The following is a 23,422-nucleotide window of genomic DNA, read 5'->3' on the forward strand; positions in this document are numbered from 1 at the left end:
CCGCGTCCCTGGCCGCGTAGACGCTGGGATACAGCGGGCGGTAACCGAGTTCCCGGCGGATCCGCTCGGTCGACGTGATCACCAGCCACGGGTCGGGGTCGGTACGGCGATGATCGGTTGACCGGGGCGGCCTTGACGGGACGGACCAGAGGCGTCGACTGACGCGTCTACGACGATCCGGGGCGCTTCACAGGGCTCCCGCGTCCCTGGCCGCGTAGACGCTGGGATACAGCGGGCGGTAACCGAGTTCCCGGCGGATCCGCTCGGTCGACGTGATCACCAGCCAGGGGTCGGGGTCGGTGCGGGTGTAGAGCTCGGCGGGGATCTCGGCGCCGTTGAGCTGGTGCAGTTCGACCGCCGTGACGGGGGTGTCGTCGGCGATGTTGTAGATCCGGCCGGCGATGCCCGGAGCGTGCAGGATGCGCAGCAGCCCCTGGGCGACGTCCGCGTGGTGGCCCATCTGCAGCCGCTGGGTCGCCGCCCAGTTCCGGGCCCACATCAGGGACTGGGCGAGATGCGGATCGCCCTCGCCGTAGACGAAGGGAAGCCGCCCGACGCGTACGTCCATGCCGTCCAGCGCGAGCAGTGCCCGCTCTGCCTCGGCCTTGGACTCCGGGTAGGCGCCCCACATCGCCCCGCCGGGCCGGCTCTCGTCCTCCTCGGTCAGCGGGCGGCCCCGCCCGGTGCCGTACACCAGTCCCGTGCTGACCTGCACGAACCGCTGCACCCCTGCGGCCAGCGCGGCGCGGCCCAGCTCCACCGCCGCGTCCCGGTTGACCGCCCACGCCTCCTCGTCCGGCACCCCGCGGAAGGCCGCCGCGACGTTCACGACCGCGTCGACCCCGGCCACGGCCTTGGCCAGCACCTCGGTGTCCCGCAGATCCCCGACGACGACCTCGGCGCCCAGCTCGGCGAACCGCTCACCGCGCGCCGCGTCCCGCACGAGGACCCGCACCCGCTCGTCGCCCCGCCTCTGCCCCAGCAGCCTCGGCACGAAGCGCCGTCCGACCTGCCCTGTCGTACCGGTCACCAATGTCAGCATGTTCTGCTCCTCTCGTCGACGACCAGCTTTGGACGAGGAGGCGGGCCGCGGGAGAGACCTCTTGATCGGGGGATCGGCAGTCCCTGGATAAGCCGGGCGGACTCCCGCACGCTGGAGGGGTGAACCGAGCCGAACTCGCCGACTTCCTGCGCCGCGGCCGCGCCCGCCTCGACCCGTCCGACGTGGGGCTCACGCCCGGCGCCCGCCGCCGCACACCGGGCCTGCGCCGTGAGGAGGTGGCACAGCTGGCCGGCATGTCCGTGGACTACTACACGCGGCTGGAGCAGTCCCGCGGACCGCGCCCCTCCCGCCAGATGCTGACGGCGCTGGCGCGTGCCCTGCGCCTGACGGACGACGAACGGGACCATCTGTTCCATCTGACGGGCGAGGAGCCGCCGCGACGCGGGGGCGCGTCCGCGCATGTACGGCCCGGGCTGCTGCTGGTGCTGGACCGGCTGCACGACACCCCGGCGATGGTGGGGACCGACTGCGGTGAGGTTCTCGCGCAGAACGCGATGTCGAAGGCGTTGAGCGGGGACGCGTCCGCCCGTCCGCTTCGGGACCGCAACATGCTGCGGCGCTTCTTCCTGGACCCGGCGGCCCGGGAGTTGTTCCCTCCCGAGGACGTGGCGGAGCACGCGCGCGCCCATGTGGCGAACCTGCGGGCGGTGGCGGCGTCCCGGCCCGACGATCCGGAGCCGGCTGCACTGGTGGCCGAACTGCGGTCGTCGAGTGAGGAGTTCGGGCGGCTGTGGGATGCCCACGAGGTGGCGGTGCGGCGGCAGTCGACGAAGCGGTTCCGGCATCCCGTGGTGGGGCTGCTGGAACTGGACTGCGAGGTGCTGCTCAACGAGGACGAGCACCACATGCTCGTCCTCCACACCGCCCGCCCGGGCACGGAGTCGTACGAACGCCTGCAGCTGCTGCGGGTGGTGGGCCTGCAGTCCCTGGAATCGCCCCCGCCGCCCCTTCCCGTCCCGACCCTGGGGGCTCCGCCCCCAGACCCCCGTTCGGCCTGAACGGCCTCGTCCTCAAACGCCGGACGGGCTGAAAAGATCAAACCCCGGCCGGCGAAAACTCAGCCCCTCCGGCGTTTGAGGAGCGGGGGTCCGGGGGCTGGCCCCCGGGTCGGGACGGGAAGGGGCGGCGGGGGCGGGGAAAAGCTCAGAAGCCCAGGCGTCGCAGCTGCTTCGGGTCGCGCTGCCAATCCTTGGCGACCTTGACGTGGAGGTCCAGGAAGACCGGTGTACCGAGCAGCGCCTCGATCTGCTTGCGGGACTTGATGCCGACCTCCTTCAGGCGCTTGCCCTTGGGGCCGATGACGATCCCCTTCTGGCTGGGCCGCTCGATGAAAAGGTTGGCGTGGATGTCCAGGAGGGGCTTGTCAGCCGGCCGGTCCTGCCGAGGCAGCATCTCCTCGACCACCACCGCGATGGAGTGCGGAAGCTCGTCCCGGACGCCTTCCAGGGCCGCCTCGCGGATCAGCTCGGCGACCATCACCTGCTCCGGCTCATCCGTGAGATCACCCTCGGGATACAGCGGCGGCCCCTCCGGAAGGAGCGGAATCAGCAGGTCCGCCAGCAGCTTCACCTGCTTGTCCCCGACGGCCGACACCGGGACGATCTCCGCCCACTCGATACCGAGCTCCTTGCCCAGCTGGTCGATCGCGATCAGCTGCTCGGCCAGGGTCTTGGAGTCGACGAGGTCCGTCTTGGTGACGATCGCGACCTTCGGGGACTTCTTGATCCCCGCCAGCTCCTTCGCGATGAAACGGTCACCGGGGCCGATCTTCTCGTTCGCCGGCAGACAGAAGCCGATCACGTCGACCTCGGCCCACGTCGTCCGCACGACGTCGTTCAGCCGCTCCCCCAGCAGCGTGCGCGGCTTGTGCAGGCCAGGGGTGTCGACCAGGATCAGCTGGGCGTCCTCGCGGTGCACGATTCCCCGCACGGTGTGCCGCGTGGTCTGCGGCTGGTCCGCGGTGATCGCCACCTTCTGCCCGACCAGAGCGTTCGTGAGGGTGGACTTGCCCGCGTTGGGGCGCCCGACGAAACAGGCGAAGCCCGACCTGTGGACGGCCTCCGACGTTTCCGACGGCTCGGATGACTGGCTGCGAACGCTCATGGCGCCCATTCTCCCTGATCCACAGAGCCCCGCCGTACAACCGAGCGACCACCGCCCACGGTGTGAGATTCAGGAAACCTCCACGCAACGAAACATCACGGAAACACGCCCGTGCAGAACCGGAAACGCACGCCGGTGACCCTCTGACGAGCCCCCACCTCGATGGAGACGACGTGACGACCCTCGCCGCAGCGCACGCGGACACCGGCGACACCGCCTGGCTGCTCGCCGCCACCGCCCTCGTCCTGCTGATGACCCCGGGCCTCGCCCTCTTCTACGGCGGCATGGTCCGCACGAAGAGCGTCCTCAACATGCTGATGATGAGCTTCGTGTCGATCGCCCTGGTCACGGTGGTGTGGCTGGCCGCCGGCTACTCGCTGGCCTTCGGCGACGACATCGGCGGCGGGCTCATCGGCGGACTGAAGCACGTCGGCATGGCGGGCCTCGGCCCGGACAGCGTGCAGGGCACGGTTCCCACCCTGCTCTTCGCCACCTTCCAGCTCACCTTCGCGATCATCACCGCCGCACTCATCAGCGGCGCCGTCGCGGACCGTGTGAAATTCGCGGCCTGGCTGGTCTTCGTCCCGGTCTGGGCGCTGCTCGTATACGTTCCCGTCACCCACTGGGTGTGGGGCCCCGGCGGCTGGATCGCGCACCGCCTCGGCGCCCTCGACTTCGCGGGCGGACTCCCGGTGGAAATCACCTCCGGCGCCTCCGGTCTGGCGCTGTGCCTGGTCCTCGGCCCGCGGCTCGGCTTCAAGAAGGACGCGATGCGTCCGCACAACCTGCCCATGGTGATGCTGGGCGCGGGCCTGCTGTGGTTCGGCTGGTTCGGCTTCAACGCGGGTTCGGCACTCGGCGCAGGCGGTCTCGCGGCGGCCGCCTTCCTCAACACCCTCGCCGCCGGCTGCACCGGCCTGCTCGGCTGGCTCTTCGTCGAGCAGAAGCGCGACGGCCATCCGACGACGCTGGGCGCCGCCTCCGGCGCCGTCGCCGGTCTGGTCGCCATCACCCCGTCCTGCGGCTCGGTCTCCCTGCTCGGCGCCCTGGTCGTCGGCCTCGCCGCCGGTGTCGTCTGCTCGTACGCCGTGAGCTGGAAGTTCAAGCTCAACTACGACGACTCGCTCGACGTCGTCGGCGTCCACCTGGTCGGCGGCATCATCGGCACCCTCCTCATCGGCGTCTTCGCCGAGAAGGCGATGACGGGCTCCACCGAGGGTCTCCTCTACGGCGGCGGGCTCGGCCAGCTCGGCAAGCAGCTGGTGGCCGTGGTCGTCGTGGCCGCGTACGCCTTCCTCGTGACGTACGGCATCGGCAAGCTGATCGACAAGGCGATGGGCTTCCGGGCGAGCGAGGACCAGGAGCACCGGGGCCTGGACCTTACGGTGCACGCCGAGACCGCATACGATCACGGCGTCCTGGGCCACGGCGCCCCGGTCTCGTCCTCCGTCCTCTCCCCCGCGCAGAAGGTCAAGAGCCAGGCATGAAGCTCATCACCGCGATCGTCAAGCCCTACCGCCTCGACGAGGTGAAGACCGCCCTCCAGGAGCTCGGCGTGCACGGTCTGACCGTGACCGAGGCCAGCGGGTACGGCCGGCAGCGCGGCCACACCGAGGTGTACCGCGGCGCCGAGTACCAGGTCGACCTCGTTCCCAAGGTCCGTATCGAGGTCGTCGTCGAGGACGCCGAGTCGGACGCCGTGATCGACGCGATCGTCAAGGCCGCGCAGACGGGGAAGATCGGCGACGGGAAGGTGTGGTCGCTGCCGGTCGAGACGGTCGTACGGGTACGGACGGGAGAGCGCGGACCCGACGCGCTCTGATCAGGAGTACGGCTCCCACGGCCGCCACCGCGAGCAGGATTACCGCCACCAGCCACGGCAGCGCGAAGAACGACGCGCTCGCCGACTCCCGGGTGTCCTGGGCGCTCGCCGTCAACGTGACGTCCCCCCAGTCGAGTTGGGGCGCACCGCGCCATGGTTCGGTGAGGTGGACGCGCTGTCCGGGCAGCAGCTCGGAGGGGATGCGGGACAGGTTGCGGGCCAGCAGCGTCCGGCCGAACAGGCCCTCCGCGCGCAGTTCCACCTTCGGGTCGAGGGTGACGTTTCCGGTGTTGTGCAGGGTGTACGAGATGGTCGCCGTGCTGTCGCCGAGGCCGGGGACGAGCGGCTGGTGGTGGACGATGTGGACGTTCTCCACGGCGATCGCGGGGAGCGTCGGGCCGCCGACGCGCAGGTAGACGCGGGCGGCGACCGCCCGCTGCACACCGAGCGCGAGGGAGCCCCCGCCCTTGTCGATCTGTTCGTCGAGGGCCACGAGCGCGCCCGGGTGGTCGCCCGGTTCGGCGCCCTCGGGCACGTGCAACGCGAAGGGGACGGTGACCTGGCCGTGCGCCGGGACGGTCACGCGTGACTTCGCGGGCTTCGCCCAGGCGCCGACGCCCCGCTGCTTCTCCTGCACCGTCCTGACGGCGAAACCGCCGTCGCGTGGGGTGTTGTAGGCGTCGGCGGCATACAGCCGGAAGCTCAGCGGCTGCCCGGTCCTGTTCGCCACGACCACCTTGTCCTCGATGGTCGTCCCGGGGTCGGCGGAGAGGTAGAAGTACGGGCGGGCGGCCACCTTGGAGGCGGCCGGGTAGACGGACCAGCTGCCGTTGTCGGCGGCGTGCGCGGGTGCGGGCGCGACGAGGAGGGCCAGGAAGAGGCCCAGGAGGAGGACGTACGGCTTGCGCATGGGTGCGGACCCCCCACTTGTACGAGAAGGACGGGCGGGTGCGGACGCCCGTACGGTCAGCTGAGCGTCAGGGTGAGCACGCCCGAGTACGACCCGGGGGGCGTGAACGCCGGTACGTCCAGGGAGAGCCCCGCGTTCGCCGTGAACTCGCCGCCGGTCAGCGTGCCGTTGGGGGTGGACGCGAGGGTCGCTCCCGAACTGCCCACCGTGCCCGCCGAACCGGCCTGGCAGGTGCTCGGGCTGCCCGCCTTGGTGGCGCAGGCAGGGGTCCAGCTCAGCTTCCCGGCATCGATCTTGGCGCCGGGACCGGTGAAGTCGGTGACCTTGCCGGTGAGGGACCAGCCCGCGGGTCCGCCGCGGAAGTCCTTCACGGTGACGGCGTTCAGGGCGCCGGTGGAGGCCCCGCCCTTGCCGAAGTCGACCGCCGACAGGGCGACGGAGTCCCCGGCCTGGGACATGGACAGCGTGCCCGCCTTCACCGTGGTGGTGACCTTCTGGCTGCCGGCGGGAACAGGGGTGGTGTCGTTGATGACGTAGGCCGCGGGCCCCGCCCCTTTGCCGGCGCTCCACGCGCTTCCCTCGTACGCCACGATCCCCGTCGTCGTCTTGTCGTTGACGACGAGGGAGCCGCTGAAGGAGCCGTCGGCACCGGCGGTGACCGTCGCCTTGTCCGCGGTCTGGGTGTCCCCGGAGCGCCCGGCGAGGGTGACGGTCGCACCCGGCGTGAAGTTGCTGCCGTTGACGGTCACACCGGCACCGGCGTTCCCGGAGGCCGAACCGAGTGTGATCGCACGGTTGTTGACCGGGGTGGCGTCCGTCGCCGTGACGGTCTGGGAGACCGGGGCGGGCGGGTTGGTCACCGTGCACGGGGTGTCCAGCTCGAGGATGTAGCTGGTGTGGATGTTGTAGTCGCCGGGCGAGAGCGTGATCGCACCGGCCGCGGTGACCTTGAAGGTGCCGGTCATGGAGAACGACGGGAAGGCGCCGTTGCCCGGCACCGGGTCGTTCTTCTTGGGCCCGGCGACCGTCACGTCCCCCGTCTGCGCACCGCCGAGCGTGACCTTGCCCGTGGGCGTCATGATGTCGGCCGGCAGGGCGATGGCGGTGGGATTGCTGGCGGCGGGCTTGACGACGGTGTAGGTGACGGTGACGGTGTCGCCGACCTTCGGACTGGCGTTGTCCACCGCGATACTCGCGGTCGTCGTACCGTCGATCGGCGGGATGCCCGCGACCGCGGGCGGGATGCAGTGCGTGGCGAAGTCCACGTTGGTGGCGGCACCGGCCGGACAGGCCAGCGCGCCACCCGCGGTGACCGCGAGCACGGTCCCGCCGAGCAGCGACGCCCAACGGCGTCTTCGGGATGTCGAACCCATGGGTGTGCCCCCTTCTCTGCTGCGCTCACTGGGGGCATTGATGTGGGGATTGCGTGAGAAGTCAATGGAGAAGCCGAAATGAACTGATGGGCCGTCAGCTCTCGTGTGCCTCACAGGAACTGACGGCCCGTCGACAGCGAAACTCAGTCGAACACGAACGGTCCCGGGGACTGCGGGCCGGTCGCGGTGCAGGTGATGGTGATGCCGAAGACGGTCATCTGCAGCGAGCCGCCGTAGGCCTCCAGGCTGTCGCCGGAAGCGACGGTGCCGGAGAGCGGGCCGACGGTGACGGGATCGCCTGCGGCCATCGCCGGGTTCTTGGTGCCGGTGAAGGCGGTGGTGCCACCGCTCGCGTTGACCAGGGTGAGCGTGGAGGAGATGGAGTCCTGGGACAGGGCGATCGGGGCGGTGATGGCGGACGTGACGGTGATGGTGGCCGCCGTGCCGTCCTGGGTGGCCGTGAGTGTGGCCTGTCCGCCGCCGAAGCTTCCGCAGTCGGCGGTGATCGTCGCCGACTGCGGGGTGACGGCGAGGGCGCTGGGCGCGAACGCGAGCGAGGCGGCCGCGAGGGCCCCTACCGCCATGGCCGCACCTGTACTGATTCGTTTGGCTCTCATGGGGATCCGGCTCCCTTCCCGAAGCTGGGAACTGCCATGTGGGGATGGATGGGAGAGGTCCGGACGGACAGCCGACAGGCGCGGTGCGGGGCGCCGGGTGGGGGGTGCGGTGAATCTGACGGTCCGTCGGAACTACCGGTTCCATTGATGCCCGTGAGGTGAAGAAACGGCAAGGGTGAATTCCGGACGGCTCTGAAGCGGCCGGTTTTCAGCCTGCGGTGACGGTGGTCCGTACCGTTCCGTCGGGCCCGGCGACGAGCACCGGTGTCCCGGCCCCACCCAGATCCCGTACGGCAGCCAGGTCCTCAGCCGGGGCCGATTCGGCTTCCGTCACCACGGCCGCCGCCTCCAGGGACTTCGCCCCGGACGCCACCGCCATGGCCACCGCCGTCTGCAGCGCACTCAGCTTCAACGAGTCCAGGTCGACGGTCCCGGCGACATACGTACGGCCCGTCTCGTCCCGTACGGCAGCCCCCTCGGGCACGCCGTTGCGGGCCCGTGCGGAACGGGCCAGGGTGACGATCTTGCGGTCCTCGGGGTCAAGCGCGTTGCTGTCGGTCATGAGCCGAGCATACGTACCGGCATCGGCCCGATCCGGCCACGGGGTGCCCGGATCCCGGCCGGATCCGGTACCGCGCGACGGCCGTGCCCGGACGTACTCAGGAGCGGTCGAGGCGGAGCCGCTCGGCGCGCGGCAGTCCGGCCACCACCAGGTCGTAGGAGTCCTCGATGAGCTCCCGGACCAGCCGGTCCGGGAGGTCGCCGTCGACCGTGACGGTGTTCCAGTGGCGCTTGTTCATGTGGTAGCCGGGGATGATCAGGCCCTCGTACTCGCTGCGGAGCCGGATCGCGTCCTCCGGGTCGCACTTGAGGTTGACCGTGAGGGGGCGGGCATCCAGCCAGCTCAGGGCGAACATCTTGCCCAGCACCTTGAAGACCGAGATGTCCGGGGCGAAGGGGAAGTCCTCCACCGCCGCGTTGAAGGACAGGCAGAAGCCGCGCAGTTCCTCGGCCTTCACTCCTCTTTCGCCTCCTCCTTGGGCAGGTCCGCCGGATCCACCGGCTCCACGAGCACGGTCACGATCTTGTTCCGGCGGCCGGCGGCGGCCTCCGCGGTCAGCCGCAGTTCCCGCCCGTCGGGCACCTCCACGACCGCCGACGCCCCGGCGATGGGCACCCGGCCGAGCGCCTTCGCGAGCAGTCCGCCGACGGTCTCCACGTCCTCGTCGTCGTACTCGCCGAGCCCGTACAGCTCGCCGAGGTCGGTGATGTCGAGGCGGGCGGTGACCCGGTAACGGTCCTCGCCGAGGTCCTCCACCGGCGGCAGCTCACGGTCGTACTCGTCGGTGATCTCGCCGACGATCTCCTCGAGGATGTCCTCGATGGTGACGATGCCGGCCGTGCCGCCGTACTCGTCGATCACGACGGCGACGTGGTTGCGGTCCTGCTGCATCTCGCGCAGCAGGTCGCCGGCGTTCTTGGTGTCGGGCACGAAGGCGGCGGGCCGCATGGCCGTCGACACCAGCTCGCTCTCGGCGTCCCGGCTGATGTGCGTCTTGCGGGCCAGGTCCTTCAGATACACGATGCCGACGATGTCGTCCTCGCTCTCCCCGGTGACCGGGATGCGCGAGAAACCCGAGCGCAGCGCGAGGGTCAGGGCCTGGCGGATCGTCTTGTAGCGCTCGATGACGACCAGGTCGGTGCGCGGGACCATGACCTCCCGCACGAGGGTGTCGCCGAGCTCGAAGACCGAGTGCACCATGCGGCGCTCGTCGTCCTCGATCAGCGACTCCGCCTCGGCGAGGTCGACCAGCGCCCGCAGCTCGGCCTCGGAGGCGAACGGGCCGCGGCGGAAGCCCTTGCCTGGGGTCAGCGCATTGCCGATGAGGATGAGCAGGGACGGGATCGGCCCCATGATCCTGGCCAGCGGCAGCAGCACGTACGCCGCGGCCGTCGCCGTGTTCAGCGGATGCTGGCGGCCGATGGTGCGCGGGGAGACACCGACGGCGACGTACGACACCAGGACCATCACGCCGATCGCGGCCAGCAGGGCGCGGGTGGTGCCGGCGAACTCCTGCAGACAGGCGTACGTCACCAGGGCCGCGGCCGCCATCTCGCAGGCGACGCGGACCAGCAGCGCCACATTGAGATAGCGGGTCGGGTCGGCGGCGACCTGGGCGAGCTTCGCGCTGCCGCGCCGGCCGGAGCGTACGGCCTCCTCGGCGCGGAAGCTGGAGACGCGCGCGAGGCCCGCCTCCGCGCAGGCGGCGAGCCAGGCGACGACGACCAGGGCGATCGCGCCCGCGACGATCTGGGGACTCATGAGACGGTCGGGGCCGGGGACGGACCGGTCAGGCCCTTCTCCGCGCGCCAGCCGTCCACGATGGCCGCCTGCAGACCGAACATCTCGGCCTTCTCGTCGGGCTCCTCGTGGTCGTACCCGAGGAGGTGCAGCACCCCGTGGACGGTGAGCAGCTGGAGCTCCTCGTCCATGGAGTGCTGGGTGGGCGCTTCCTCGCCCTGCTTCTTGGCGACCTCCGGGCACAGCACGATGTCGCCGAGGAGGCCCTGCGGGGGCTCGTCGTCGTCCTTCGACGGCGGACGCAGCTCGTCCATCGGGAAGGACATGACGTCCGTCGGCCCCGGCAGGTCCATCCACTGGATGTGCAGCTGCTCCATGGCGTCGGCGTCCACGACGATCACCGAGAGCTCGGAGAGCGGGTGGATGCGCATCCGCGCGAGTGCGTAGCGGGCGATGTCGAGGATCGCCTGCTCGTCGACCTCGGTTCCGGACTCGTTGTTGACGTCGATCGACATGGTGCTGCTCGGTCTACTTCCCCTTGTGCCCGGACTGCCTGCCCCGGCCGCCCTTGTGGGTGCCGTTCTCGGTGCCGTGCTTGCTGTCGTACTTCTCGTACGCGTCGACGATACGGCCGACGAGCTTGTGCCGTACGACATCGTGGGACGTGAGGCGCGAGAAGTGGACGTCGTCGAGGCCCTCGAGGATCTCCTGCACCTGGCGCAGGCCCGACTTGGTGCCGGTCGGCAGGTCGACCTGCGTCACGTCACCGGTGATCACGATCTTCGAGTCGAAGCCGAGGCGGGTGAGGAACATCTTCATCTGCTCGGGCGAGGTGTTCTGGGCCTCGTCCAGGATGATGAAGGCGTCGTTGAGCGTGCGGCCTCGCATGTAGGCGAGCGGCGCGACCTCGATCGTGCCCGCGGCCATCAGCCGGGGGATCGAGTCCGGGTCGAGCATGTCGTGCAGCGCGTCGTACAGCGGGCGCAGATACGGGTCGATCTTCTCGTAGAGCGTGCCGGGCAGGAAGCCGAGACGCTCGCCCGCCTCGACCGCGGGCCGGGTCAGGATGATGCGGTTGACCTGCTTGGACTGCAGGGCCTGCACCGCCTTGGCCATGGCCAGGTACGTCTTGCCGGTGCCGGCGGGGCCGATGCCGAAGACGATCGTGTGCTTGTCGATCGCGTCGACGTACCGCTTCTGGTTGAGGGTCTTGGGGCGGATGGTGCGGCCGCGCGAGGAGAGGATGTTCTGGGTGAGGACCTCGGCCGGGGTCTCCTGGCCTTCGCCCTCGCCGTTCTCACTCGCTCTGAGCATGGCAATCGAGCGTTCCACTGCGTCCTCCGTCATCGGTTGCCCGGTGCGGAGCACCAGCATCATCTCGTCGAACAGGCGCTGGATGAGGGCGACTTCCGCGGGGTCGCCGACCGCGCTGATCTCATTGCCCCGGACATGTATGTCGGCCGCCGGGAAGGCCTTCTCGATCACGCGCAGAAGGGAGTCGCCGGACCCCAGAACGGTCACCATGGGGTGTTGGGCGGGGACGGTGAACTCTGCTCTCGCCTGCCCCTGCGCGGGGGTGTGAGCTGTGGGTGTCTGAGTCATGGGCCGGCTCTGTAGGCCTTGCTCGTCCTCCTCGAAACGGCACGCCAGCCACAAGGGCTGCCTGGGCGGTTTCAAGGGTACGCCGGGGGACTGACAACGCCGTAGGCCTTTTCGGCAGACGCTGGTCCCCACCGGTGGCGGTGGTCAGGCCGACCGGAACCCGATCGTCGGTACGGCCCTGCGGCGCGGCCACGGTCGCTCGGCCTCCCCCTGAGGGATCAGGCGCTCCAGGAACGCATATCGCCGCAGCGCCGCCGGGTCCTGTCCCTCCACCGACTGCACCCTCCGCCACCAGGCCGCGATCTCCGCCCATCCCGGCGCCGACAGCGAACCGCCGAACTCCTGGACGGACAGCGCGGCCGTCAGCCCCGCGAAGGCCAGCCGGTCCGCCAGCGGCCAGTTGGCGAGGGTGCCGGTGACGAAGCCCGCGACGAACACGTCGCCCGCGCCGGTCGGGTCCAGCGCCTCCACGGCGATCGCGGGCACCTCGGCCGTCTCCCCGGTGCGCCGGTCGACGGCGTACGCGCCCTCCGCACCGAGGGTGACCACCGCGAGCGGAACGTGCTCGGTGAGGGCGTGGGCGGCGGCCCGCGGGGAGGCGGCGCCGGTGTACCGCATGGCCTCCTCCGCGTTCGGCAGGAAGGCCTCGCAATGTTCGAGGTCGGTCAGGCCCGCCAGGTCCCAGGCGCCGGTCTCGTCCCAGCCGACGTCCGCGAAGATACGGGTGCCGTGGTGCGCGGCCTGGGCGATCCAGGGGGCGCGCCCGCCCGGGGTGAGGGAGGCGACGGCGGCACGCGCGCGGGGCGCGCAGTCGGGGGCGCCCCCCAGGGTGAACACGGTCTCGGGCGGCGGCTCGTGGCCGTGGGAGACCATCGTGCGCTCGCCCTCGTAGGCCATCGAGACGGTGACCGAGGAGTGCCAGCCGGGGACCCTGCGCGAGGTGGACAGGTCGATGCCCTCGCCCTGCTCCAGGGCGTCCCAGCAGTACTCCCCGTAGTGGTCGTCGCCGAAGGCCGCCGCCAGGGAGGTCCTCAGCCCCAGCCGGGCCAGTGCCGTGGCCATGTTGGCGACGCCGCCGGGGCTCGACCCCATCCCGCGTGCCCAGGACTCGGTGCCGCGCACCGGGGCGGAGTCGAGCCCGGTGAAGATGATGTCGAGGAAGACGGGACCGGTGAGATAGACGTCCCAGGGGGGATCGTCCGGGGTGCGCAGTACGGCCAGCGGGTCGACCTGTGCCTGGCACTCCGGTCCCGCTGTGATGGGTGCTGGTCCCTTCCCGTTGGACGCGCTCACGGTGCACTCCCTGACATGGTGCGGATCAGGCCAGTGTGCACCATCTTTCAGCCCGTCCGGCGTCTGATCTTTCAGCCCGTCCGGCGTTTGAGGACGAGGCCGTCAGGCCGAAAGGGGGGTCTGGGGGCGCAGCCCCCAGGGGACGGTGGGGGTCCCCCCTCTGGGGGAGGGTAGGGGCGCTACCAGCGGGGCACGGCGGGCGTCACCCACCCGGGCTCGGCGACCCGCATCGCGGCCGCGTCGTCCCGCTCGCGCAGCGCCCCGTCGTCGTCCAGCCACCGCTGATGCAGAAAGCGCAGCTTGTCACGGTCGAGCTCGACACCGAGCCCGGGAGCGTCGGAGACGGCGACCTTCCCACCCTCGAACGTCAGCCGCGCGCCGAGCACGTCCTCCGACTGCCACGGATAGTGCGAGTCGCAGGCATGGTGCAGGTTCGGCACGGTGGCCGCGACATGCGTCATCGCGGCCAGACTGATCCCCAGATGGGTGTTGGAGTGCATGGACACCCCGACCCCGAACGTGCGGCAGACGGCGGCCAGTTGCTGCGTGTTGCGCAGCCCGCCCCAGTAGTGGTGGTCCGACAGCACCACCTGGACGGCGTCCCGCGTGAACGCCTCCTTGATCTCGGCGAAGGTCGTCACGCACATGTTGGTGGCGAGCGGCACTCCGGTGGCGGCGGAGACCTCGGCCATGGCGGGGGTGCCGAGCGCCGGGTCCTCCAGGTATTCGAGGACGTCCCCCAGCTCCTCGGCCACCTTCAGCGAAGTCTCCACGGACCAGGCGCCGTTGGGGTCGAGCCGCAGCGGATGGCCGGGAAACGCCTCCGCGAGGGCCCGTACGGCGGCGATCTCCTCGTCCGGCGGGAAGACACCGCCCTTGAGCTTGAACGAGGTGAACCCGTACCGCTCCTTGAACAGCCGGGCCTGCTCCACCACCCCGGCCGGGTCGAGGGCGGCACCCCAGTCGTCCTTCTCGCAGGCCACGCCCTCGGGGTGGTCGGCCCACTTGTAGAACAGATAGGCGCTGTACTCGACCGCGTCGCGCACCTTGCCGCCGAGCAGCGTGTGCACGGGCAGTCCAAGCGCTTTGCCGAGGGCGTCGAGACAGGCGACCTCGAACCCGGAGACCACGGACAGCCGCAGCTTGTCGGCGGTCTGGACACCGCGCAGCCCGCCGACGTCGACCTGGTTCCGAACCCGCGAGGAGTCCACGGAGACCTCGTCGGCGATCGCGAACAGGCCGTTCAGGTCAGCGACTTGACGGCCCTTCAGCTTCTCGGCGAAGGGCCGGGCGAGCTCCAGGTACTTGGTGTCGCCGTAGGTCTCGCCGACACCGGTGATCCCGTCGGCCGTCACCACCTCCACGATCAGCCGGGGGGTGTACGGCTGGTGGACGCCCTGCGTGTTGAGGAGGGGAGGGTCGGCGACCAGGATCGGCGTCAGCCGTACGTCGGTGATGGTGAGGTCCACAGCGCGGCTCCTACAAGTCGAGTCCGGTGGTGAGCAGGGCTTCGAGGCGCACCCGGTGCACGGTCGCGGAGCTCGACGAGCGGGACGTGGAAGTCGCGCAGCAACCGCCCTGTCACGACGTCTCCCCATATAGATGTCGTCCACGTATGGAGACAGAGCCTAGATATGCGAACAGCAGCAGTCAACGGTCCGGTCCGCACGGGGCGCCCCTCACCGCCCGCGGCGACCGTCCGGCACGGCTGCAGGAACTGACGGACGAGCTGGGCGTGCCGCGCAGCTCGATGTACGCGCTGCTGCAGACCCTTATCGGCCGGGGCTGGGTGCGTACGGACGTCACCGGTTCGCTGTACGGCATCGGCATCCACGCCCTGCTCACCAGCACCGGCTACCTCGACTCCGACCCGCGGGTGCGCGTCGTACGGCCGTATCCGGACGAGGCGTCCGAGGCGCTCGGTGAGACCATCCACATGGGGCGGCTCGACGGGCGGGACGTGGCGTGTCTGGCGACGCGGGCGCGCTCGGCAAGGCACTGTTCGCCGAGCGGGACGACGAGGAACTGCCCGGGGGGCCGTACCAGCACTCACCCCGAACACGCACACCGGCCGGGAGTCACTGTCGGCGGATCTCGCGCGCGTCCGCACCCGCGGTTGCTCGGTCGACCGCGAGGAGGCCGTGAGCCCGTCCGGCGTTTGAGAACGAGGCCGCTCAGGTCGACAGGGCCCACGCCAGTGAACGGTCCCGCCGACGGTCGTGGCCTCCACCTTCGCCCTGATCTCCCGCATCGCCGCCACGATCCGCTCCTCATGTTCCGGCGTCAGCCGGGCCACCGGCACCGAAGAAATTGCCCTCTGCTACCCGACCCCTCCCGCCCCAAACGCAACGTGCGCCACATCACACCCCCCGCGCTTCTTTCCCGAACCGCGTGCTTGATACAAATTCTTCGCGCGTTCCTGTCCGTCGACGGTCGTCGCCCACCCCTTCTTGAGCCGCTTCTTTCGCATGCCCTGGGAACGCCCGTGTTCGCGCCTCGCACCACCCCCTGGCCCCTCGTCGCCCTTTTCACGGCCGGGTACCTCGCTCCGTATCTGCTGCCGACGACCGTCGGACGGCTCGACTCGGGGCTTCCGCTCTCCGCGACCGAGGCGGGTGCCATCGGCAGTGCGCTGCTGCTGAGTTCGGCCGCGGCGGGCTTCCTGCTCGCCTCCCGCGTCGACCGCATCGGCCCGCGCACCCTGGCCCGCATCGGTCTCGTGCTCGCGATCGTCGGCTACGGCGGCGCCGCGCTGACCCACTCGATCCCCGCGGTCGTCGCGGGCGCGCTCGTCGGCGGCTTCGGCTCCGGCACGGCGACGACGGTCGCCGCCACCGGGATCGCCGCGCAGCCGGACCCGCACCGGACGACCACACTGGGCCTGCTCGGTGTCTCCGCGCTCGCGGGCGCCCTGTATCTGGCCATCCCCCACCTGGGCGCGGGCCACGGGCAGCCGCTCGCCGCGATCGCGCTCACCGCGCTCGCCGTCTGGCCGCTCACCGGCCGGCTCCCGGTCCGTACGGCGGTCGCGCACAGCCCCCTTAGCGGCACCCGTCTGCCCCGGCCGCGTTCCGGTCTGGTCCTCGCTCTCGTCATGTTCTGCTGGTCGCTCGCGCAGAACGCGCTGTGGGGGGTCAGCGGCCGTATCGGCCTGGCCCAGGCCCACCTCGCGGAGGCCACCGTCGGCGCCGTCTTCGCGGTGGCGCTCGGCGCGGGACTCCTCGGGGTCGTCGGCGCGGGAGCGGTCGGGCCGCGCTTCGGCCGGGCGCTGCCCATCGGAGCGGGAACGGCGCTGATCTCCGGCTGCATCGTGCTCAGCGCGTCCGCGACCGACCTGACCACGTTCGCAAGCGGTGAGATCGCCTGGAACGTGCTCTACCCGGTGGTCCTGTCGTACGTGATCGGCCTGGCGGCCTCACTGGACCCACGCGGACGCTGGGCGGTCCTCGTCGGCTCGGCGTCCTCACTCGGGACGGCGGCGGGCCCGCTGACCGGCAGCGTGCTGGCGGCACAGGCCGGGTTCCCGGTGATGGGCCTGGTCCTGGCCGTGGGGCTGCTGGTCATTGCCGTACCGATGACCGCGGTTGCTGTTTCAGCCCGTCCGGCGTTTGAGGACGAGGCCGTTCAGGCCGAAAGCGGGGGTCTGGGGGCTCAGCCCCCGGCAGCGTCCACGACAACCCCCGCACCGGACTTCACCACCGCCGCCTAGAACTCGTACGCCTCCACCTCGGAGAGATACCGCGCACGCCGCTCCTCGTCGTCCTCCAGGAAGGACGCGAGGAACGAGTTGCGGGCCAGTTCACGCAACCGTTCCTCGGTCAGGCCGAGGGACGAACGCACCGCGTCGAAGTTGTCGCCGACGTACCCGCCGAAGTAGGCGGGGTCGTCGGAATTGACCGTGCACATCAGGCCGGCGTCGAGCATCGCGGGCAGCGGGTGCTCGGCGAGGGTGTCGACCGTGCGCAGGCGGACGTTGGAGAGGGGGCACAGCGTCAGCGGAATGCGGTCGCGGACCAGCCGGGCCACCAACTGCTCGTCCTCCATGCAGCGCAGCCCGTGGTCCACGCGCTCCACGCCGAGCACATCCAGCGCCTCGGTGATGTACTCCGGCGGGCCCTCCTCCCCCGCGTGCGCCACCCGGCGCAGACCGAGCGCGGCGGCGGCCTCGTACACCTCGCGGAACTTCACCGGCGGGTGCCCGACCTCGGCGGAGTCGAGACCGACACCGGTGATCCGGTCCAGATACGGCTTCGCGGCCTCCAGGGTCTCGAGCGCCGACTCGGCGGACTCGTCCCGCAGGAAGCACAGGATCAGCCGGGTGGAGATGCCGTGCACCGGCTCGCTGTGCTGCAACGCCCGCCACAGCCCCTCCACGACCGTTCCCATGCCCACACCCCGCGCGAGGTGCGCCTGCGGGTCGAAGAAGATCTCCGCGTGCCGCACGCCCTGCGCGGCGGCGCGGGCGAGGTAGGCGTTGGCGAGGTCCTCGAAGTCCCGCTCGGTGCGCAGGACGGTCATGAGCTCGTAGTACAGGTTCAGGAAGGTCTGGAGGTCCTCGAACTCGTACGCCTTGCGGAGCTCGCCCGTGTCGGCGTACGGCAGCTCGACGCCGTTGCGGGCGGCCAGCTCGAACGCGAGCTCCGGCTCCAGGGTGCCTTCGATGTGCAGGTGCAGTTCAGCTTTGGGGAGGGGCATCAAAGCATCGTACGGGCGGCTTACCGGCGTTTCGGAACCGGCACCCGGAGAAGATCGTGAGCGACCGTCAGCTCACCCTCGAAGCCCGCCGCCCGTGCCTGCCGCTCGAACTCGTCCGGCTCGCTGTACCGCTGGCTGAAGTGCGTGAGCACGAGGTGCCGTACGCCCGCCTCGCGCGCGACCGCCGCCGCCTGCCCCGCGGTGAGGTGCCCGTGCTCGACGGCGAGGTCGGTGTCCTCGTCGAGGAACGTCGACTCGATGACGAGCATGTCGCAGCCCTCGGCGAGCGCATGCACCCCGTCGCACAGCCGGGTGTCCATGACGAACGCGAACCGCTGACCGCGGCGCACCTCGCTGACGTCCTCCAGGGACACCCCGCCGAGCGCGCCCTCGCGCTGGATACGGCCGATATCCGGGCCCTTGATGCCCTGCGCGGCGAGCCGGTCGGGGAGCATCCGGCGGCCGTCGGGCTCGGTCAGCCGGTAGCCGTAGGACTCGACCGGGTGGGAGAGCTTGCGGGCTTCCAGGGTGTACGTGGGCGTGACGGCAAGGGGGCCGTCCGTGTCGACCGGGGCCTCGGTGAGGTCGACCGTCTCGCGGTAGGCGGTGGCGTAGCGCAGACGGTTGAAGAAGCGCTGACCGGAGCGCGGGTAGTGCGCGGTGATCTCGTGCGGGACCTTGTCGAGGTTGATGCGCTGGATGACGCCCGCGAGGCCCAGCGAGTGGTCGCCGTGGAAGTGGGTGACACAGATCCGGTTGAGGTCGTGCGCGGCGGCCCCGGCACGCAGCATCTGGCGCTGCGTGCCCTCACCGGGGTCGAAGAGGATGCCCTCGCCGTCCCAGCGCAGCAGGTAGCCGTTGTGGTTGCGGTGCCGGGTGGGGACCTGGCTGGCGGTGCCGAGGACCACCAATTCACGTACGGACACGGTCGGTCAGCCGGGAGGCCACTGCAGGCCGCGGCCGCCGAGGACGTGCGCATGGGCGTGCCAGACGGTCTGGCCGGCGCCGGCGCCGGTGTTGAAGACGATGCGGTAGCTCTCCAGCTTGTCCTCGTCGGCGACCGACTGCGCCTCGCGGAGCACGTCGGCGGCGAGTTCCGGCGCGCCGGCGGCGAGCGCTGCGGCGTTCTCGTAGTGCGCCTTGGGAATCACCAGGACATGGGTGGGCGCCTGGGGGTTGATGTCCCGGAAGGCGACGGTGGTCTCCGTCTCGCGGACGATCGTCGCCGGCACATGCCCCGCGACGATCTTGCAGAACAGGCAGTCGTCCTGCGGCTCCCCTGCCATGTGGTCTCCTCAAGCCGGTTGATCGATCAGGCTGATCGAGTACGGGGGCATCGTATCCAGGGATGTCAGTCCAGGCTCGGGGGTGTCTTGGCGGGGGTCTCCTCCAGGGCGGCCAGCGCGAGGCGGACCGCCTCGTCCAGTTGGACGTCCCGTCCCGCCGCGTAGTCCTGCGGCCGCTGGACCACCTCCACGTCCGGATCCACCCCGCGGTTCTCGACGTCCCAGCCGTAACCCTCCAGCCAGAAGGCGTACTTGGGCTGGGTGACGAGCGTGCCGTCGACCAGGCGGTAGCGGCTGTCGATGCCGATGACACCGCCCCAGGTCCTGGTGCCGACGACCGGACCGATGCCGAGTGCCTTGATGGCCGCGTTGACGATGTCGCCGTCGGAGCCGGAGAACTCGTTGGCCACCGCGACCACGGGCCCGCGGGGTGCGTCAGCCGGATAGCTGTACGGCCGCAGTCCGCGCGGCACGGCCCAGCCGACGATCCGCCGTGCCAGCTTCTCCACGACGAGTTGGGAGGTGTGGCCGCCCCGGTTCTCCCGGACGTCCACGACGAGCCCCTCCCGGGCCACCTCGACCCGCAGGTCCCGGTGGATCTGGGCCCAGCCCGGCGCCTGCATGTCGGGGACGTGCAGATAGCCGATCCGCCCACCGGACCTCTCATGGACGTAGGCCCGCCGGTCCGCTACCCAGGCGTGGTAGCGCAGCGGCTCCTCGTCCGCGACCGGCACGACCACCGCATGCCGCACCTCGCCCCCGCCGGCCGGCGAGATCGTCAGCTCGACCGGCTTGCCCGCCGTGCCGACGAGCAGCGGTCCGGGACCGGTCACCGGGTCCACGGGCTGCCCGCCCACCGCGGCGATCGCGTCCCCGGCCCGCACCGCGACGCCCGGCGCGGCCAGCGGGGAGCGGGCGTCGGGGTCGGAGGTCTCGGTCGGCAGGATGCGGTCGATGCGCCAGCTGCCGTCCTCGTGGCGGGAGATGTCGGCTCCGAGGAGCCCCTGCCGGGGCCCGTTGCCGTATCCGCGGTACGGCATCACATAGGCGTGCGAGGTGCCGAGTTCGCCGTGCACCTCCCACAGGAGATCGACCAGGTCGTCATGGGTGGCCACCCGGTCCAGGACCGGCCGGTAGCGGTCGAGTACACCGGTCCAGTCGACGCCGCTCATGTCCGGCCGCCAGAAGTGGTCCCGCATGATGCGGCCGGTCTCCTCGTACATCTGCCGCCACTCGGCCGAGGGATCGACGGTCTGCCGTACCCGGGTCAGGTCGACGGTGATGTTGGTGTCGCCGGCGTCGTCGTTGGACGCGCGCCGGTCGCTGGGTACGACCTTCAGCCGTCCGTCGGTCCACAACAGGACCCGCTTGCCGTCGCCGCTGACCCGGAAGTGGTCGGCATCGGCGGCGAGGTGCTCCAGGCGATGCTGGACGAGGTCGTAGCGCTCCAGCTCGGTCTTGGGATCGGGATCGTCGGGGGTGGCCCTGGACACCCCGAGGACGCCCTGCACGGGGTGGCGCAGCCACAGCACGCCGTCCTTCGCGGCACACAGGCCGGAGTAGCGGCCGGCCTCGACCGGGAAGGGCACGATCCGGTCGGCGAGGCCTTCGAGGTCGATACGGGTGGCCGGGGTGCCCTCGCTGTCGGGGGTCTCGTCCTTGTCCGGGGTGTCGAAGGGGCGTCCGTGCCGCTGCGGACCGAAGGGGGAGGGGGTGGTCGCCGCGAGGGTGATCAGGTGCGGGCGGTCGCCGACCACGAAGGCGAGGTCGAAGACGTGCTCGTCGTAGACCGGGTCGAAGGAGCGGTTGGAGAGGAAGGCGAGGTGTCTGCCGTCGAGGGTGAAGGCGGGCGCGTAGTCCCGGAAGCGCAGCGGGGTCGCCTCGGTGACCGTCAGGTCGGTGGTGTGGGCGATGCGGAGCTGGCGCAGCGGGCGCGGGCCGGGGTGGGACCAGGCGAGCCAGGCGGAGTCGGGCGAGAAGACGAGGCCGGTGACGTCCCCGTCCTCGCTGCGGTCGATCTCACGGACCTCGCCGGTCTCCCGCTCGACGAGCAGGACGCGTCCGTCGTGCGCGGCGACCGCGGCCCGGCTGCCGTCGGGTGCCATGGCGAGCCCGAGGACGCGGCCGAGTCGTCCGGCGGCGAGGCGGCGCGGGGTGGCGCCGGGTGCCAGACCGGTGGCGGGCGCGAACTCCAGGGCGTCCTCGCCCTCCGCGTCCGTCACCCACACCACCCATTCCTCGCCCTCGGCGCGGAAGGTACGCGGCAGCCGGGCCCGCACGCCGGGTTCGGCGGCGAGCGCGCGGGTGGGACCGGAGCGGTGGGTGACCCAGTGGACGGCTCCGCGCACGGCGACCGCGCTGCCGCGTGCGGTGTGGTCGGGGGCGGCCGAGCCGAACCAGTGGGAGGCGTTCACGGCGAACGGCCGGCGTTCGGCGCGCTGGCCGCCGAGCCGGATGTCGAGGCGGCGGGGCTCGGCGCCGTCGAGGTCGTCGAGGATCCACAGCTCACCGGCCGAGGAGTAGACGACGCGGGTGCCGTCGCCGGCGGCGTGCCGGGCGTAGAAGCCGTCGAGAGGTGTGTGCCGGCGCAGGTCGGAGCCGTCGGCGAGGGAGGAGTAGAGCGCCCCGACACCCTCGTGGTCGGAGAGGAAGGCGATGCGCTCCCCCGCCCACACCGGGAACTCCAGGTTCCCGTGGAGCTCCTCATGCAGCCGTACGAACTCGCCCTGGCCCTCCCGGTCGATCCACAGCTTGCCGGCCGTGCCCCCGCGATACCGCTTCCACCAGGCGGCCTCGCGCCCCATGGGTGCGGACAGCAGGACGGTGCTCGGGCCGTGCGCGACATGCCCGACGAAGCCGTACGGCAGGACGGTGGAGGGCCCGCCGTCGAGCGGGACGGCGTGCGCCCAACTGCGGCGCAGGTTCGCCTGGCCGTGGGTGGTGATCGCGAGGACCTGTCCCTCCGGGGTCCAGCCGCGCACCTGGGTGCGCCAACTGCCCCAGTGGGTCAGCCGCTCGGCGGGTCCACCGGCGACCGGGGCGATGTGCACCTCGGGGGCGCCGTCGCGGGTGGAGGTCCAGGCGACGGTCGTGCCGTCGGGCGAGATGCGGGGCAGGGTGACCGGTGTGTTGTCCGCGCTGACCCGCCAGGCGCGTCCGCCGTCGACGGGGGCGAGCCACACGTCGTCCTCTGCCGTGAAGGCGACCAACTCGCCCCGCAGGTGCGGAAACCGGAGATAGGCAGGCGTCGCAGGCTGTGTCACCCGATCACCCTACGCAGCGGCACCACCCGGGGTCAGCGGTTTGGATCACTTGCCCTCGACGGGCCAGCACTTCGGATCGCCCTTGCACCAGATGGTCCGGGTGACCGTCACGGTGACGGTGGCGCCGGGCTGACCGCCGTTCCCGTTGGAGGGGTTGTTGACGATGGGCGACGGTGTCGCGTTGCAGTTGCCGAGCCCCGTCACATGGAACCACTGTTTGCCGCCCACCTTGGCGGTGAGGTCGCCGCGCACACAGGCGCCGTCGACGGCGCGGGTGACCTTGCCGCTGACGGTGATCTCGCGCCGGTCCTTGGTCTGGCCCTGGCAGTCGACGTTGGCGACGGTGGTCTCGCTCGCCGAGGGCGCCGTCCGCGTGGAGACCTTGTTGTTGCCGTAGTTGGCGGTGCAGCTGAGCCACTGCACGTCGACGTGCTGCCGCTTCAGTTCCCTGGTCGCGGTCTGGTCGGTCGTGTACGCCACGGACGCCGAGTTCAGCCCGCCCGGATCGCAGGCCACGGCGCCACCGACGCCCAGGACGGCGAGTCCCACCGCGGCCGCCGCCCGCCGTCCCCGCGGCCGCCGCCAAATTGGCCTCAATGCCCCCATGGAGGGCAGCCTGCCACCGAGCGCCGTCCGGCGGTAGAGCGCATACGGTCACGAAAGCGCCCGGGCGCCCTGCCGGTTCAGCCGCGCAGCAGCAGCCACTCCTGCAACTCCACCAGGTTCCCCTCGGGATCCTTGAGATGGGCGACCCGCATACGGTCCGTCATGGGGGCCGGGCCGTGCAGGAGGACGGCGCCCCTCGTGGCGATCTCCTCGCAGTAGGAGTCGAGGTCGTCGACGCGTAGCACCACCAGGGAGCGGTGGCCCGTTGCCGTGTCGCCCAGTTCGTCCAGCACCTCGGCCATCATCGAACGGTCCTGGAGGGCGATGCCCGCCGAGCCGGTGGCCGGGCTGAACTTCTCGTACGGGCCCGCGGTCGCGCCCGACTGCGGCTTGAGGCCGAGGACCTCGGCATAGAAGCGGTAGCAGGCGGTGAAGTCGCTGACGAGGAGCCGGACTTGGGCGAGTTCCATGGGGTTCCCCCGTGATC

The 23,422-nt window shown here is 71.1% G+C and carries 22 protein-coding genes and 2 pseudogenes; 5 read left to right on the top strand and 19 right to left on the bottom strand.

From position 1 onward, the window contains the following. Positions 1-187: 187 nt before the first annotated feature. Complete coding sequence (locus ABD355_RS22825) at positions 188-1,042, bottom strand: NAD-dependent epimerase/dehydratase family protein (RefSeq protein WP_344402409.1); 855 nt, start codon at positions 1,040-1,042, stop codon at positions 188-190. A gap of 119 nt (positions 1,043-1,161) precedes the next feature. Between ABD355_RS22825 and ABD355_RS22830 the strand changes: the two genes are divergently transcribed. Further along, complete coding sequence (locus tag ABD355_RS22830) at positions 1,162-2,061, top strand: helix-turn-helix transcriptional regulator (RefSeq protein ID WP_344402410.1); 900 nt, start codon at positions 1,162-1,164, stop codon at positions 2,059-2,061. A gap of 145 nt (positions 2,062-2,206) precedes the next feature. Here the strand turns inward: ABD355_RS22830 and era are convergent, their stop codons facing one another. Next, complete coding sequence (gene era / locus ABD355_RS22835; protein ID WP_344402411.1) at positions 2,207-3,175, bottom strand: GTPase Era; 969 nt, start codon at positions 3,173-3,175, stop codon at positions 2,207-2,209. 164 nt (positions 3,176-3,339) lie between these two features. Here era and ABD355_RS22840 point away from each other — a divergent pair, with 164 nt between their 5' ends. Both ABD355_RS22840 and ABD355_RS22845 read left to right on the top strand, forming a co-directional pair. Further along, a complete protein-coding gene (locus ABD355_RS22840; RefSeq protein WP_344402412.1) occupies positions 3,340-4,653 on the top strand; it encodes an ammonium transporter in 1,314 nt (437 codons plus the stop codon). Beyond that, the gene (locus ABD355_RS22845) at positions 4,650-4,988 is read left to right on the top strand and encodes a P-II family nitrogen regulator (protein ID WP_344402413.1); all 339 of its coding nucleotides are present in this window, start codon (positions 4,650-4,652) and stop codon (positions 4,986-4,988) included. Before ABD355_RS22840 ends, ABD355_RS22845 begins: the two co-directional genes overlap by 4 nt. Here ABD355_RS22845 and ABD355_RS22850 read toward each other — a convergent pair. The 10 genes from ABD355_RS22850 to ABD355_RS22895 all read right to left on the bottom strand — a co-directional run bounded on the left by ABD355_RS22850 (position 4,882) and on the right by ABD355_RS22895 (position 14,554). After that, complete coding sequence (locus tag ABD355_RS22850; RefSeq protein WP_344402414.1) at positions 4,882-5,898, bottom strand: WxL protein peptidoglycan domain-containing protein; 1,017 nt, start codon at positions 5,896-5,898, stop codon at positions 4,882-4,884. The genes ABD355_RS22845 and ABD355_RS22850 overlap by 107 nt on opposite strands. Positions 5,899-5,954: 56 nt before the next feature. Next, a complete protein-coding gene (locus ABD355_RS22855; protein ID WP_344402415.1) occupies positions 5,955-7,271 on the bottom strand; it encodes a WxL domain-containing protein in 1,317 nt (438 codons plus the stop codon). A gap of 143 nt (positions 7,272-7,414) precedes the next feature. Beyond that, positions 7,415-7,888, bottom strand: a complete 474-nt coding sequence (locus ABD355_RS22860) for a hypothetical protein (RefSeq protein WP_344402416.1) — start codon at positions 7,886-7,888, stop codon at positions 7,415-7,417. Between the two features lie 208 nt (positions 7,889-8,096). Beyond that, entirely contained in the window at positions 8,097-8,450 is a 354-nt protein-coding gene (locus ABD355_RS22865) for a cytidine deaminase (protein ID WP_344402417.1), read from the bottom strand. Positions 8,451-8,547: 97 nt separating this feature from the next. Beyond that, positions 8,548-8,907 carry an MmcQ/YjbR family DNA-binding protein gene (locus tag ABD355_RS22870; RefSeq protein ID WP_344402418.1) on the bottom strand — a complete coding sequence of 120 codons (360 nt, stop codon included), beginning with the start codon at positions 8,905-8,907 and terminating at the stop codon, positions 8,548-8,550. Beyond that, positions 8,904-10,211 (bottom strand): hemolysin family protein, encoded by a 1,308-nt coding sequence (locus ABD355_RS22875; protein WP_344402420.1) that lies wholly within the window; start codon positions 10,209-10,211, stop codon positions 8,904-8,906. The genes ABD355_RS22870 and ABD355_RS22875 overlap by 4 nt, the downstream gene beginning before the upstream one ends. Further along, complete coding sequence (gene ybeY, locus ABD355_RS22880; RefSeq protein WP_142151884.1) at positions 10,208-10,705, bottom strand: rRNA maturation RNase YbeY; 498 nt, start codon at positions 10,703-10,705, stop codon at positions 10,208-10,210. Before ybeY ends, ABD355_RS22875 begins: the two co-directional genes overlap by 4 nt. A gap of 13 nt (positions 10,706-10,718) precedes the next feature. Beyond that, positions 10,719-11,792 (bottom strand): PhoH family protein, encoded by a 1,074-nt coding sequence (locus tag ABD355_RS22885; RefSeq protein WP_344402422.1) that lies wholly within the window; start codon positions 11,790-11,792, stop codon positions 10,719-10,721. A 144-nt stretch (positions 11,793-11,936) separates the two neighbouring features. Further along, positions 11,937-13,085, bottom strand: coding sequence for a carbohydrate kinase family protein (locus tag ABD355_RS22890; protein ID WP_344402423.1), 1,149 nt, complete (start codon positions 13,083-13,085; stop codon positions 11,937-11,939). Between the two features lie 179 nt (positions 13,086-13,264). Continuing rightward, positions 13,265-14,554, bottom strand: a complete 1,290-nt coding sequence (locus ABD355_RS22895) for a glucarate dehydratase family protein (RefSeq protein WP_344402424.1) — start codon at positions 14,552-14,554, stop codon at positions 13,265-13,267. Between the two features lie 209 nt (positions 14,555-14,763). Between ABD355_RS22895 and ABD355_RS22900 the strand changes: the two are divergent. Continuing rightward, positions 14,764-15,229, top strand: a pseudogene (locus tag ABD355_RS22900) (IclR family transcriptional regulator); the annotation flags it as partial. Positions 15,230-15,276: 47 nt separating this feature from the next. Here the strand turns inward: ABD355_RS22900 and ABD355_RS22905 are convergent. Continuing rightward, positions 15,277-15,390, bottom strand: a pseudogene (locus ABD355_RS22905) (IclR family transcriptional regulator); the annotation flags it as partial. Between the two features lie 180 nt (positions 15,391-15,570). Here ABD355_RS22905 and ABD355_RS22910 point away from each other — a divergent pair. Further along, positions 15,571-16,794: an MFS transporter gene (locus tag ABD355_RS22910; RefSeq protein WP_344402425.1), complete on the top strand. Its 1,224-nt coding sequence runs from the start codon at positions 15,571-15,573 to the stop codon at positions 16,792-16,794. On the opposite strand, the gene ABD355_RS22915 is transcribed toward ABD355_RS22910, so the two are convergent. The 6 genes from ABD355_RS22915 to ABD355_RS22940 all read right to left on the bottom strand — a co-directional run bounded on the left by ABD355_RS22915 (position 16,791) and on the right by ABD355_RS22940 (position 23,405). Then, positions 16,791-17,780, bottom strand: coding sequence for an adenosine deaminase (locus tag ABD355_RS22915; RefSeq protein ID WP_344402426.1), 990 nt, complete (start codon positions 17,778-17,780; stop codon positions 16,791-16,793). The two genes, ABD355_RS22910 and ABD355_RS22915, sit on opposite strands and share 4 nt — an antisense overlap. 20 nt (positions 17,781-17,800) lie before the next feature. Continuing rightward, positions 17,801-18,706, bottom strand: coding sequence for a ribonuclease Z (locus ABD355_RS22920; protein ID WP_344402427.1), 906 nt, complete (start codon positions 18,704-18,706; stop codon positions 17,801-17,803). Between the two features lie 6 nt (positions 18,707-18,712). Continuing rightward, positions 18,713-19,066, bottom strand: a complete 354-nt coding sequence (locus ABD355_RS22925) for a histidine triad nucleotide-binding protein (protein WP_344402428.1) — start codon at positions 19,064-19,066, stop codon at positions 18,713-18,715. 65 nt (positions 19,067-19,131) lie between these two features. Then, positions 19,132-22,329 carry a S41 family peptidase gene (locus ABD355_RS22930; protein ID WP_344402429.1) on the bottom strand — a complete coding sequence of 1,066 codons (3,198 nt, stop codon included), beginning with the start codon at positions 22,327-22,329 and terminating at the stop codon, positions 19,132-19,134. Positions 22,330-22,374: 45 nt separating this feature from the next. After that, positions 22,375-22,935 carry a hypothetical protein gene (locus ABD355_RS22935; RefSeq protein WP_344402430.1) on the bottom strand — a complete coding sequence of 187 codons (561 nt, stop codon included), beginning with the start codon at positions 22,933-22,935 and terminating at the stop codon, positions 22,375-22,377. 77 nt (positions 22,936-23,012) lie between these two features. After that, positions 23,013-23,405: a VOC family protein gene (locus ABD355_RS22940; protein ID WP_344402431.1), complete on the bottom strand. Its 393-nt coding sequence runs from the start codon at positions 23,403-23,405 to the stop codon at positions 23,013-23,015. Between the last annotated feature and the right edge of the window lie 17 nt (positions 23,406-23,422).

This window comes from Streptomyces longisporus, assembly GCF_039532765.1.
Classification (GTDB): domain Bacteria; phylum Actinomycetota; class Actinomycetes; order Streptomycetales; family Streptomycetaceae; genus Streptomyces; species Streptomyces longisporus.

Coding starts and splice junctions, on each gene's coding strand:
- ABD355_RS22825 (WP_344402409.1), bottom strand. CDS start 1,042: ATGCTGACATTGGTGACCGGTACGACAGGGCAGGTCGGACGGCGCTTC.
- era (WP_344402411.1), bottom strand. CDS start 3,175: ATGGGCGCCATGAGCGTTCGCAGCCAGTCATCCGAGCCGTCGGAAACG.
- ABD355_RS22845 (WP_344402413.1), top strand. CDS start 4,650: ATGAAGCTCATCACCGCGATCGTCAAGCCCTACCGCCTCGACGAGGTG.
- ABD355_RS22850 (WP_344402414.1), bottom strand. CDS start 5,898: ATGCGCAAGCCGTACGTCCTCCTCCTGGGCCTCTTCCTGGCCCTCCTC.
- ABD355_RS22855 (WP_344402415.1), bottom strand. CDS start 7,271: ATGGGTTCGACATCCCGAAGACGCCGTTGGGCGTCGCTGCTCGGCGGG.
- ABD355_RS22860 (WP_344402416.1), bottom strand. CDS start 7,888: ATGAGAGCCAAACGAATCAGTACAGGTGCGGCCATGGCGGTAGGGGCC.
- ABD355_RS22865 (WP_344402417.1), bottom strand. CDS start 8,450: ATGACCGACAGCAACGCGCTTGACCCCGAGGACCGCAAGATCGTCACC.
- ABD355_RS22875 (WP_344402420.1), bottom strand. CDS start 10,211: ATGAGTCCCCAGATCGTCGCGGGCGCGATCGCCCTGGTCGTCGTCGCC.
- ybeY (WP_142151884.1), bottom strand. CDS start 10,705: ATGTCGATCGACGTCAACAACGAGTCCGGAACCGAGGTCGACGAGCAG.
- ABD355_RS22885 (WP_344402422.1), bottom strand. CDS start 11,792: ATGACTCAGACACCCACAGCTCACACCCCCGCGCAGGGGCAGGCGAGA.
- ABD355_RS22915 (WP_344402426.1), bottom strand. CDS start 17,780: ATGCCCCTCCCCAAAGCTGAACTGCACCTGCACATCGAAGGCACCCTG.
- ABD355_RS22925 (WP_344402428.1), bottom strand. CDS start 19,066: ATGGCAGGGGAGCCGCAGGACGACTGCCTGTTCTGCAAGATCGTCGCG.
- ABD355_RS22935 (WP_344402430.1), bottom strand. CDS start 22,935: ATGGGGGCATTGAGGCCAATTTGGCGGCGGCCGCGGGGACGGCGGGCG.
- ABD355_RS22940 (WP_344402431.1), bottom strand. CDS start 23,405: ATGGAACTCGCCCAAGTCCGGCTCCTCGTCAGCGACTTCACCGCCTGC.